Source organism: Pseudomonas sp. Choline-02u-1 (assembly GCF_002836515.1).
Classification (GTDB): Bacteria; Pseudomonadota; Gammaproteobacteria; order Pseudomonadales; family Pseudomonadaceae; genus Aquipseudomonas.
The window spans coordinates 117,268-129,339 of the sequence record NZ_PJBC01000060.1 but is presented as its reverse complement, the minus strand read 5'-3'; the positions used below and the strand labels follow the sequence as shown (position 1 = coordinate 129,339).

The 12,072-nt window shown below is 59.2% G+C and carries 10 protein-coding genes; 8 read left to right on the top strand and 2 right to left on the bottom strand.

Translation table 11 applies throughout. The annotated features are described in order from the left end of the window. Nucleotides 1-6 precede the first annotated feature (6 nt). Complete coding sequence (locus CXF97_RS16915; protein WP_101159471.1) at nt 7-756, top strand: molecular chaperone; 750 nt, start codon at nt 7-9, stop codon at nt 754-756. 197 nt (nt 757-953) lie between these two features. Then, nucleotides 954-3,413, top strand: coding sequence for a fimbria/pilus outer membrane usher protein (locus tag CXF97_RS16910; protein ID WP_256589854.1), 2,460 nt, complete (start codon nt 954-956; stop codon nt 3,411-3,413). 136 nt (nt 3,414-3,549) lie between these two features. Here the strand turns inward: CXF97_RS16910 and CXF97_RS16905 are convergent, their stop codons facing one another. Beyond that, a complete protein-coding gene (locus CXF97_RS16905; protein ID WP_101159470.1) occupies nt 3,550-4,455 on the bottom strand; it encodes a LysR family transcriptional regulator in 906 nt (301 codons plus the stop codon). A gap of 118 nt (nt 4,456-4,573) precedes the next feature. On the opposite strand from CXF97_RS16905, the gene CXF97_RS16900 reads away from it, so the two are divergent. Beyond that, complete coding sequence (locus tag CXF97_RS16900) at nt 4,574-5,500, top strand: alpha/beta hydrolase (protein WP_178081205.1); 927 nt, start codon at nt 4,574-4,576, stop codon at nt 5,498-5,500. Nucleotides 5,501-5,594: 94 nt separating this feature from the next. Beyond that, the gene (locus CXF97_RS16895) at nt 5,595-5,804 is read left to right on the top strand and encodes a hypothetical protein (RefSeq protein WP_073474659.1); all 210 of its coding nucleotides are present in this window, start codon (nt 5,595-5,597) and stop codon (nt 5,802-5,804) included. A gap of 1 nt (nt 5,805) precedes the next feature. Here CXF97_RS16895 and CXF97_RS16890 read toward each other — a convergent pair whose 3' ends face one another. Then, nucleotides 5,806-6,780, bottom strand: coding sequence for an NAD-dependent epimerase (locus CXF97_RS16890; RefSeq protein WP_101159469.1), 975 nt, complete (start codon nt 6,778-6,780; stop codon nt 5,806-5,808). 684 nt (nt 6,781-7,464) lie between these two features. On the opposite strand from CXF97_RS16890, the gene rfaH reads away from it, so the two are divergent. The 4 genes from rfaH to CXF97_RS16870 are packed head-to-tail and all read left to right on the top strand — an operon-like array spanning nt 7,465 to nt 12,053. After that, nucleotides 7,465-7,983 (top strand): transcription/translation regulatory transformer protein RfaH, encoded by a 519-nt coding sequence (rfaH, locus tag CXF97_RS16885; protein WP_101159468.1) that lies wholly within the window; start codon nt 7,465-7,467, stop codon nt 7,981-7,983. A gap of 51 nt (nt 7,984-8,034) precedes the next feature. Next, nucleotides 8,035-9,195 (top strand): outer membrane beta-barrel protein, encoded by a 1,161-nt coding sequence (locus CXF97_RS16880; RefSeq protein ID WP_101159467.1) that lies wholly within the window; start codon nt 8,035-8,037, stop codon nt 9,193-9,195. 12 nt (nt 9,196-9,207) lie between these two features. Further along, entirely contained in the window at nt 9,208-9,741 is a 534-nt protein-coding gene (locus tag CXF97_RS16875; protein WP_101159466.1) for a polysaccharide biosynthesis/export family protein, read from the top strand. Between the two features lie 2 nt (nt 9,742-9,743). Further along, nucleotides 9,744-12,053, top strand: a complete 2,310-nt coding sequence (locus CXF97_RS16870; RefSeq protein WP_101159465.1) for a polysaccharide biosynthesis tyrosine autokinase — start codon at nt 9,744-9,746, stop codon at nt 12,051-12,053. Nucleotides 12,054-12,072 lie beyond the last annotated feature (19 nt).

Sequence of the window (12,072 nt, the reverse complement as noted above, 5' to 3'; positions counted from 1 at the left end):
AAATCTATGTTTAGTCGCTACTTTCCGCTTTGCCTGGGGCTTGCCGGGGTGTTGATGACGCACTCGGCATTCGCCAGCATCTCCTTGAGCTCCACCCGGATTATCTTCGATGGCGCGCACAAAGAGGCGAATGTCACCGTGCGCAACGGCGGACAAACCATTCTGGCGCAATCGTGGCTGGATGCCGGCGATACGGCTGGCAGCGCACCGCCTTTCGCAGTTACTCCACCACTGGCCAAACTTGAGCCCAATCAACAGCAATTACTGAGGATTCTTTATGAAGGCCGCGGCATGCCTGCGGACAAGGAGTCGGTGGTATGGCTGAACGTGCAGGAAATCCCCCAGGCCAGTGCTGCCGATGTCAACACGCTGCAATTGGCGGTACGTCAGCGTATCAAGGTCTTCTTCCGCCCGGACGGACTCACCGGTGATGCCGCAAAGGCACCGGAGCAACTTGCATGGCAATTGGTCACTCAGGCTGGCAAGTCGGTGCTGAAAGTAAAAAACCAAAGCAACTACCACGTGTCGCTGGCGGATCTGAAAGTCGTTGCAGGGAAAAAAGCGGAATTGGTAATTGATTCGACAATGATCGTTCCAGGGGAAGTTCGCTCATTCAATCTGAAAGATCTGCCAGCTGGTACTTCGCATTTGAGTTTTTCAGCCATTAACGATTACGGCGCACAACAACGATTCGATGCACCACTAAGCGTTGCCGAAAGCCATGCCGAGCGCGTGAAAGATGCCTCCGCCCAGTAAATCCCCCGCCCCACCCTGCCAACTTACAAGCTATTCACAAGTTCCCGACTCCGGTTGAAGCAACACGGACTGATAAGGCAAATTGCATGTTTTCCTCCCAACACCACACATCTGAAAGTTGTGTTAAGCATCATGTTGCGCGCCAGAAAAACAAAGCGGCGTTGGGCTGCCTGCATCCATTGTGCTTTGCTATCAACATGGCCATTTGCGGATTCGCCGTGGGCGCCGAAGCCCCGGTCGCAGTGGCGAGTGAATCTTTCAATACGCTGTTCCTTGAAGGTTCATCGGCGGTCGATCTGCAACCGTTGCTTAATGCCAACAGCGTCTTGCCAGGCCAATACCGCGTCGACGTGTTCAGCAACGGCACGCTGGTCGGGCGTCGCGATATCGATTTCGCGGCCAACCCGGTCAACGGCAAAGTCGAGCCACGCATCACCCTGGAACTGTTGCAGCAGCTGGGTGTGGACATGCGCAAACTCCGTGAGCAGGGTCTTGTTGACGAGCAACACCCTGCCGATCACTACGACCTGCCTGAAATGATCGAGCAAGCGAGTCTCAATTTCGATGCCAACCGCCTGCGCCTCAACATCAGCGTGCCGCAGGTCGCCATTGCGCGTGGCATGCGCGGCTATGTAGATCCAGAGCTTTGGGACCAAGGTGTGGCCGCCGGTTTCATCAACTACCAGCTGAGCAGCACCCGCAGCAAAACCGATTACACCACGCAAATCTCCAATAACCTGGGGCTGCGCAACGGCATCAACTTTGGTGCCTGGCGTCTGCGCAACGAGTCCAATCTGAGCAGCTCCACCGGCCGGCCCAATCGTTTTGTCAGCAACCGCACGTTCATCCAGCGCGACCTCACGGCGATCAAGGGGCAACTGAGCGCGGGTGAAATCTTTTCAGACTCGGATCTGTTCGACAGCGTGCGCTACCAAGGCGTCAAGATCGCTTCTGATGAAGGCATGCGTGCAGACAGTGAGCGCGGTTATGCACCGATCATTCGTGGCGTGGCGGAAACCAATGCGAAGATCGAAGTCCGCCAGGACAACTACATTCTCTACACCACCAATGTACCGCCGGGTCCGTTCGAGATCAGTGATATCTACCCATCGGGCTCCAACGGTGACCTGGAGATCACCATTGTCGAAGCGGATGGTCGGCGCAAGGTAACCCGGCAGGCGTTCTCCGCCCTGCCGACGATGGTGCGTGAGGGGCAACTGACGTACAGCCTGTCGAGCGGCAAGTTCAACAACAACAGCGAGGGCTATGACAAACCGGCTTTCCTTGGGGGCACTTTCGCCTACGGCTTGACCAGCAATCTGACGGGCATTGCCGGCATTCAGGCGAGCAACGGCTTCAAGGCGCTGTCCATCGGTGCGGCGAAGAACACCTCGATTGGCGCGATGTCCCTGGACGTTACGCAATCGTCCAGCAAGGCATTCGGCAAAACCACCCAGGGCAGCAGTGTCCGCGCGCTCTATGCAAAGACCTTCACCGGTACCGATACCAGCTTCACCCTCGCCGCCTATCGTTATTCGACCGAGGGTTACCGCACGCTGACCGACCATGTGCAGGACACCAGCGCCGGCGCTACGCGGCGCGCGGGCAATGCCAAAACCCGTACCGACCTCACGGTCAACCAGACCCTTGGCGAAGCGCGCCAGTTCGGCTCGCTGTATTTGAATGCGAGTGACCAGCGCTATTGGGATCGCGGTGGCTCGCGCAGCTTTTCCGCCGGCTACAACAACAATTGGCGCGACCTGAACTACAACATCAGCCTGAGCAAAACCCAGGAATTCGGCGCACGCGGTGACACCAGCAACGACACGCAATTAAGCGTTTCAATTTCGTTCCCGCTCGGATCGACACCACGCGCACCGCGTGCCTACGTTTCCAGTAACCATCAGAACGCCGGTACCAGCACGCAAGCCGGGATCAATGGTTATCTGACCGAGGACAGCGACACCTACTATTCCGTGCAGACCGGGCGCAGCGTCCAGGGCGAGCGCTCTGGCTCACTCAGTTTGAGTACCCGTACGTCGATGGGCGATCTGGGCTTTGGCTACAACCGAGGCAGCGGCTATGAGTCGCAGAACTTGAGTGCGGCCGGATCGATCGTGGCTCATGCCGGCGGCATCAATATGGGCCAGACCGTCGGTGAAACGTTCGGCCTGGTGGAAGTCCCCGGCATGTCGGGCGTCGAAGTCAGCAGCTATTCGGGTGTGAAAACCGGCCTGAACGGCTATGCGGTTCTGCCTAACGCGCAACCGTACCGCGTGAACTGGGTAACGCTGGACACGCGTAACCTGGGCGGTGAGATCGAGCTGGACAATGCCACCCAGCAACTGGTGCCAAGACGCGGTTCGGTGGTTCTCGCACGCTTCGAAGGCAGCAAAGGCAGACGCGTCCAGTTTGAGTTGTACGATGCCAACGGCCAGGCGATTCCATTCGGCGCGGTGCTGTTGGATAGCGACGGCAAACAACTGGCATTGTCAGATCCGACGGGCAAGGCCCTGGCGCTGGTGACCAAAGATCACGGTGTCATCACCATCAAGTGGCAGGGCAAAAGCTGCCCCGTGCCATACAAGCTGCCGGAAAAGGTCGAAGGTTTGAACTATGAGCAGTATCGGTTGGCTTGCTCTTCGAGCGCGAAGTAGACCGACCGCGAGCTTGTCACCCTACGCCCCCTCAACCAAAACTCAGCCCTGATGATTCAGGGCTTTTAATGCGCGCGGTTTGGACATTGCCGATCAATACCATCGGAATCTGCAAAACAGCTGCAAGCAACGGCAATCAGTCCCAAGGCGCCGGCGACCATGCTTCCACCAGCCTGTCGATGAACAGCCGAATCTTCGGCGACAGGTGTCGCTTGCTCGGGTAAATCACCCGGATCGGCTCGGCAGCCTCGGCGTACTCTGCGAGCAACTGCACGAGCTTGCCACTGCGCAGGTCATCGTTGACCACATAGGATGGCAACGTCGCGATACCGAGGCCTGCCGCAGTCGCCTGATGCAAGGCTTCGGCGCTGTCCATTTGCAGCCGTCCGGCATGAATGACCGGCACAGGCTGACCATTGACGCGAAAATTCCACGCCAGCAATCGGCCGCCGCTGACGAAGTGCAGGCACGCATGCCCGGCGAGATCTTCGGGTGTCTGCGGTGCCGGATGTTCATTCAGATAATCGGGCGAGGCACAGGTGATCATTTGCTGGTAAGCCACCGTGCGCGTGAGTAGCCCGGAGTCTTCCTTGGGCGGACCGATGCGAATCGCCAGATCGAAACCCTCGTCGATCAGGTCGACCAGCCGATCGGAAAACGTCGCGTCGATGGCGAGCGACGGCCAGTCTCTCAGACAGCGCTCGATGTGCTGCACAACGTGCAGCCGGCCCAGTGCTACCGGCAGGCTCATGCGCAAGCGGCCGCTGGGCGTCGAACGGCGGAACGCCAAAGCCTCTTCGACCTCGTCCAGATCCTGCAGGATGCCCACACATCGCTCATACAGCACCCGACCATCGTCGGTCAGGCTCAGGCTGCGGGTGGTGCGGTTGAGCAGGCGGATCTGCAAACGCGATTCGAGCCGCACGATCGATTTACCGACGGCCGAGCGGGTCAGCCCGAGTTGCCTGGCCGCCGCCGTAAAACTTCCGGTATCCACCGAGGCGACGAAGGCGGCGATGTCGTTCAGGTTATGCAGTTCCATGTGGCCTCCGGATTTGGCATTCAAGCGGCTTGGCACCGGTTATGGGGAACCCTATTCCCCAATCATGAGCATAACATCTCGATTAGTTAAGCCTTCACTAACGCCTGATCGAGGTCATATGAACACTGAAGTAAAAGCAGCCGTGCGAACCTGGGCCAACAGCCTCAGCGATCTGGTACCTGTGCTCAAGGGCACCGATACCACCACAAGGATGAGCGACATCCGCGATGCCTACGCAAAAATGCTCGGGCAGAATCAGCCGCCTGCTGGCGTGGGGTTTGAAGCAGTCGACATGGGCGGAGTGCCCGCTACGCTGGTGACTCCGGATGAGCTCAAGACCGATGCGGTGCTGATGTACATCCACGGCGGTGCCTACATCGTCGGTCGACCTGACGGCTACCACGGCATCGGCGGCAACTACGCAAAAATGCTTGGCGCGCGGGTGTACATGCCGGATTACCGCCTCGCACCCGAGCATCAGTTTCCCGCCCCCATCGATGACACTTTGCGCGCCTACGAGTGGTTGCTTGAGCAGAACATCGCCGCCAGCAAGATTGCCTTCGCAGGCGAGTCCGCGGGTGGCGCGATGGTGGTCAGCGTGATGGTCGCGGCAAAATCCAAAGGCTTGCCCTTGCCCGCAGTGGGTTCGTCCATCTCGCCATGGGCCAACCTCGAACACACCGGCGCTTCCATGAGCAATCGTGAAGGCCTTGATCCGCTGAACTCCAAGCCAGTGCTGGATATCCTCGCGCGAGCCTTTCTCGGCGACACCTTGGCCAACCATCCGCTGGCCTCGCCGGTGTTCGCCGACGTCACCGGGCTGCCACCGATTCTGGTGCAGATCGGCGAAAACGAACTGATGCTCAGTGACGCCATGCGTCTGGCCAATCACCTGGCGGACAACCGCGTCCGGGTCAATCTTGAAGTGTGGCCCGGCATGTTTCACGCTTGGCATTTCTACGCGGGCATGCTGGCCGAGGGGCAGCAGGCGCTGGAGAGTTCGGTGCGGTTTATCGAGGCGGCGTTGATTGAGGTTAATCGCTGATCAGACAGCACTCGCTGCTGATTGGGGACACTTTTGGCTGTTTTGCTAGGCGCCTTGGCGATATGGTGGTTTGCCGACCGCCGAGGAACCCTGAATGCCGAAAAAACCACCACCCCCTGACAGCACCGCCAGCGCAGCCGACATCGAACGCGCCATTCTAGCCTTGAACAAAATGGCCGAACGTCTGTGGGGCGACGGGCGTGAAGCCGAGGCCAAGGCGTTGCTCGATGCGCTGGATGCGCTGAACCGCGCCCTCGACCGGATCCGCATTGGTGAAAGTCGCAGGGCCGTCACCCTGCACTGAATCAGACCTGATAAAACTCGCGATACCACTGCACGAACGCTTGCACGCCCTGCTCGATCGGCACCTGGGGGCGGAAGTCGATGCAGCGTGCCAGTGCCGACACGTCGGCCCAGGTTTTCAATACGTCGCCTTCCTGCATCGGCAGATAACGGCGCTGCGCCTCGATGACCAGCGTCTGTTCCAGGCATTCAACGAAGCTCATCAGCGCCACCGGACTGCCGCGACCGATATTGAACAAACGGTTGGTACCACGCTCGGCGCTGCGTGCGGGCGGTTTGTCGAGCAGTCGAAAAATCGCTTCGACAATGTCATCGATATAAGTGAAATCCCGCGCCATTTCGCCTTGGTTGTAGATGTCGATGGCGCGCCCTTGCAGCATCGCTTCGGTGAATTTGAACAGCGCCATGTCCGGCCGCCCCCAGGGGCCGTAAACGGTAAAGAAGCGCAGACCGGTGGCTTGCACGCCGTAGAGATGGCAGTAGCTGTGGGCGAGTAGTTCGTTGGCGCGTTTGGTCGCAGCGTACAAAGAAACCGGCTGGTCGACCCTGTCGTCTTCGCGAAACGGCATTCGGGTATTGGCGCCGTACACCGAACTGCTCGATGCGTAGATCAGGTGTTCCGGCGGATGACGTCGGCAGGCTTCCAGGACGTTGAGAAATCCGACCAGATTCGATTGCGCATAAGCCTCAGGATTGTCCAGCGAGTAGCGCACTCCGGCCTGCGCGGCGAGGTGAATGACCTGTTGGAATTGGCCGTGTTCGAACAGCGCGGTGAGTGCCGACGGGTCAACAATGTCCAGCCGATGGAAAGTGAAGTTGGTCTGCGCTTGCAGTCTGTGCAACCGCGCCTGTTTGAGTTTGACGTCGTAGTAAGGATTGAGATTATCGAGCCCAACAACCTCCAGTCCTTCGCGACATAATCGCATGGCCGTGTGATAACCGATAAAACCTGCGGCCCCCGTTACCAGAACACTCATGATTGCCTCGGCTCACTGTTTCGACTTTAAGGCGTTAAACACCGCCGTACATTTGTCCGCAAACGACGACAGTTATTCATAGACGACCTTAGTTACCAGGGCCAGCAGCATCCGACGCGAGGCATTTAAAAACCGAACTTCTTACGAACCGAAACATGTAAGATTGAAACTAATTTGCTATCACACACAGCATCTAACCTCGACGACTACAATAACTTCGAAAAGTTTAAAAAATCCGACGAACAGCTTTCATCGTTGAAAGTCAACGACTTACGAAACACGCCCATTATCAGCGGATGAAAGGCAATGTTTTTGACTGTTATCAATTGACAGCTTGCGCAGACTGGCCGATAACTTAGCACTGCCCGATGAGCTCGCGCCGCCGCGCACTTTTCTGCTCTCTGGCTACTTATGTAATTGGATCCTGAAGGTCGCAACTGCGAACCGTGCGGTAGCTTTGCTTAAACAAAAGCACGGACTCGTTATAGCCAAGACGGCCACGGATATAACAATAACCCGATCAACTTGATTCATTTTTGAAACACTTCTTCTGCCAATAAACATTGATGCATCTGGCTCGGCACTTTGCCTTGATCAGCCTACTACCTACTAGCAAGCAGGGCGGCTCGTCCCACGTTATCGGCCACCCTGCTTACACGATCGCTATGTATGGAGTACTCCAGCATGCTAACGGTTTGCCGCAACGGTTCTAACTGGTATTTATTGCAGTGCAAGCCCCGCCAGGATGAACGGGCACAACTCAATCTGCAGCAACAGAACTATTCGATCTTTCGGCCTCAGCTGATGAGCGAGCGCAGCATCCGTGGCAAACGCCAACGGACGCTGGAATCGTTGTTCCCAGGCTACGTGTTCATTCAACTGAGCCGTGACGATAACTGGGCGCCGATCCGCTCAACGCGCGGCGTCAGTCGCATTGTTGAATTCAACCATGTGCCCGCCCGGGTCGATGAAGACGTGATCGCACAACTGCGTGAACGCAGCCAGGAGTCGATCGGCTTTCCTGTCGATCCGATGCTCAAACCCGGCGAACCTTTGCAAATCTTCCAAGGCCCGCTGTCCCCGCTCGAAGGCGTGTTCCTGTCCATGCAGGGCGAAGAGCGCGTGATGCTTCTGCTCAATTTCCTCAACCGCCAACAGCACGTCAGCGTCCCGCTGAGTTACCTGGAACGCCAGCGACAATAGTCCGGATCCGCTTCGCCCTGACACCGACCCCCTTCATCAGGAGCGTGATCCATGGCTCTGAAGCCTCGCTGTTCCCTGGTTTTAGTCGTCGCCTGCTGCGCTCCCGAAGCCGCCTGGAGCGTCGAGCCGCAAGCGATCAATGTCTACGGCTTCGATTTCACCCCGACTTTCGCCTTGTCGGAAAGCTACGACGACAATTTTCGCGAAGTCGAACACGATGTCGAGTCCACCATGGTCACGCGATTGGCGCCCGCCTTCGAGCTCAAGGCCGAGGATCGCAACAGCGCCACGCGGGTGATTTGGGAACCGACCCGCTACATCTATCACAGCGACTCGGATGCTTCGAACACCGCCCAGCGCCTGCGCGCCGACAGCATCATGGAGTTTACGGACCGACATCGGCTGAAACTCGAAGCCGAGGCGCGCAAATACGAGCGCACCACGTCTACCGCCGTCGACGGCATCAACGACAAGATCGAAAGCAAACGCGTCGGCGGCGTCTACACCTTCGGTGCGCGCAGTGCGCTGAACCAGATCGACCTCGGCGCCAACTACGCACAGCTTCGCTACGACAACGCCGACGGCATCAACGATGACAAGGAGCGCGACACCAGCAACCTGACCACCACCTGGTATCACCGCCTCGGCAGCAAGACCCGTGGCCTGCTCGAATACGACCACACGCGCTTCGACTACTTGCAATCGAACAGCCCGCGCAGCAGCCGCTCCGATGCGGTGCTGGCCGGCGCCGAGTGGGACATGACGGCGAAAACCACCGGCAAGCTGCGCGTCGGCTACGAGCGCAAGAATTTCGACCAGAGCGGCTCCGACGACCTGAGCAACCCGACCTGGCAAGTGGACCTGGCGTGGAAACCGCGCACCTACTCGACCTTCACCTTTCTTGCGCGCCAGGCCATGGCCGAAGGCGACGACGGCGCCGACGCGGTGAAAACCACGTTCACCCAGGTCGGTTGGCGCCATGGCTGGACCGAGCGCATCACCAGTGTTGCCGAAGTCGGCATGGGTCATTACGTCTACGAAGGCCAGGACCGCAGCGACGATCTGCAGGATTACAAACTCGGCGTGAATTACGAAATGCGCCGCTGGCTGGACGTCGAAGTCGCCTACCGCCACCGCGACAACGACTCCGATGCCGACAACGAAAGCTTCACCCGCAACGTCTTCCAGATCACTTTCGACGTCAGTCTGTAGGAGGGTTGGGCCATGCACACGCGCCTGATTTTACTGTTGTTGCTGCTCTGGACAGTGCCCACGGTCGAGGCGGCGGACACCGACACCAATTACCGCCTGGCCGCTGGCGATGTCTTGCGCATCATCGTGTTCGGCGAGCCGGAACTGAGCTTCAAGAAGATCCGCCTCAATGACGCCGGCACTTTCTCCTACCCGTTTCTCGGCGAGATCGTCGCCAGGGGCCTGACGCCCAATCAAGTCGAACAAAAGATCGTCGACGGCCTCAAGCAAGGCTATCTGGTCGACCCGAAAGTCAGCCTCAGCCAGATCGAATACCGCCCTTTCTATATCAACGGCGAAGTGCAGAAACCCGGCAGCTATCCGTTCCAACCCGGCCTGACCCTGGAAAAAGCCATCGCGCTGGGCGGCGGTCTGACCGAACGCGCCTCGATGAAACGCGTGACGATTTTGCGCGGCAGTGGCGGCCCGCCGGTCACTGAAAACATTTCGCGCACTACCGTCATCGCCCCCGGCGACACCATTTCCATTGCACAAGGCTTTTTCTGATCATGGACAACAGCCCAAGCACCTACCTCGAACGTCCGCTCCAGGGCCACTTGCCAACGCAAGCCGCCGATGAGTCGGACACCCTTGATCTGCTGCACCTGTGGCGGGTGATCTGGTCGGCGAAGTGGAACATCGCCTGGCTGGTACTGCTCAGTTGCGCGTTGGCCGTGGCGGTGCTGTCGTTCATCACGCCGCAGTACGTCGGCAGTGCGACGCTGCTGATCAAGGACAAGACGCCGCCGGTGTTGAGTTTTCAGCAGGCCGCCGAAGCTGGCGGCGCGACCACCACCGATTACTTGCAGACTCAGCAGGCGTTGCTGCAATCGCGGGAACTCGCCGAGCGCGCGGTGCGCAAGCTCGGTCTGACCACCCACCCGATTACCGATCCACGCCAACAGGCGCAGAGCTGGTTCGCCCCGCGCCAATGGCTGGCCGAGCTCAATCGCGATCAATGGCTGCCATGGCTGGATCTGCTGCCGCCGCCCAAGCCGCCAGCCACTGAAGAACAGGTGTTCAACGACGTCACGCAAAACCTGATGCTGCACACCAGCGTCAAGTTCGTCGGCAAGAGCCAGTTGCTGGAAATCGACGTCGAGCTGCCCGACCCCGCGCTCGCTGCGGCGGTGGCCAATGCCCTCGCCCAAGGTTTCATCGACAGCCAGCAGGACACCAGTCTCAAGTCTTCGCAAAACAACACCAGCTGGATGAACACCCGCTTGGTCGAATTGCGCGACAACCTGCGCGTGGCCGAAAACAAGTTGCAGGCCTACCGCGAGGAACAGGGTCTGGTCGATGTTGACGGTGTCGCGACGATCAGTGCCAACGAGCTGCAAATGACCGGCAACCGCATGATCGACGCGCGCCGCGATCGTGCCGAGGCCGAGAGCCAGTACCGCCAGGCCCAATCTCTCAGCAATGGCGATATCAGTCGCCTGTCGAGCGTGCCAGCGGTGCTGAGCAACCCGTTGATTCAGCAGTTCCAAGGCGATCTGGCCAAGGCCCAGGCCAAAGTCGAGGAGTTGTCGGGGCGCTACGGGCCCAAGCACCCGGCGCTGATTTCCGCCCGTTCCGAACAGCGCACCGCTGCCAACAGCCTGCGCCTGCAGGTGCAGCAAGTGGTCGCCGGCATCGAACGCCAATATCAACTGGCGGTGGCCAGCGAAGACGCGTTGCGCAAATCCTTCAACAGCAACAAGGCGCAGATTCAGGATATTTCGCGCAAGGAATTCCAGCTGCGCGAATTCCAGCGCGAAGTCGACAGCACCCGAGCGCTGTACGAAACTTTCGTCACTCGCCTCAAGGAAACCGCCGCCACCTCGGACATGGATTCGGCCAAAGCACGCATCGTTGACCCGGCGATCGCGCCGCTGGAAGCGAGCAAACCGCGCAAGAATCTGATCCTCGCGATTGTTGCGCTGGTGGCTGCGGTCGTCGGCGTCGCCCTCGCCTTCCTCTTCGATACCCTGAGCAACACCTTCAAGACCGACGACACCGTCGAGAGCCTGCTCAATGTGCCGCTACTGAGCGTGGTGCCGCTGGTAATGAAAAAGAGCCGGCGGCAGTTGGCGCGGCTGTTCGAGGACAACGACCACCCGCGCTTCTGCGAAACCATCCGCAACCTGCGCACCTGGCTGATGCTGCAAAACAACGAACGTCCGGCGCAGGTGGTGCTGGTCACGTCTTCGGTGTCCGGCGAAGGCAAGAGCACCATCGCCAACAACCTCGCTTCGTCGCTCGCGCCGCTGGAGCGAGTGCTGCTGATCGATGCCGACATGCGTCAGCCGACACTGTCGCTGAACTTCGATTTCCCGCCTGAAAACCCCGGCCTGGCCAACCTCATGGCCGGCACCGCGCGGCTCGAAGACTGCATCCGCAGCGTGGGCAATCTCGACATGCTCCCGGCCGGTTGCCTGGCGCCTTCGGCGCTGGACCCGTTCGATGCGCCACGGCTGAAAGCCTCGAGCAGTTCGAGCAATGCCGTGGCCCCCGCGCAGGACTTGCTCAGTTCGCCACGCCTCGGTCGGCTATTGCAGATTCTGAAGTCGCGCTATCGGCACATCATCATCGATTCGCCGCCAGCAGAAATCGTCAGTGACGCGTTGTTGCTGGCTCAGCACTCCGACGCGGTGATTTACGTGGTCAAGGCGCAGAGCACGCCGGTCGGCCAGGTGCGCAAAAGCATCGCCGTGTTGCAGCAGAGCCAAGCGCCGGTGTTCGGCGTGGTGCTCAATCAGGTCGATCTGCGCAAGGCACGCAAGTACGGCCATGGTCACTCCCGCTCCTTCTACGACTACGACTTCGCCCCGCGCTGATTTTCCGGGCCGTGCCGCC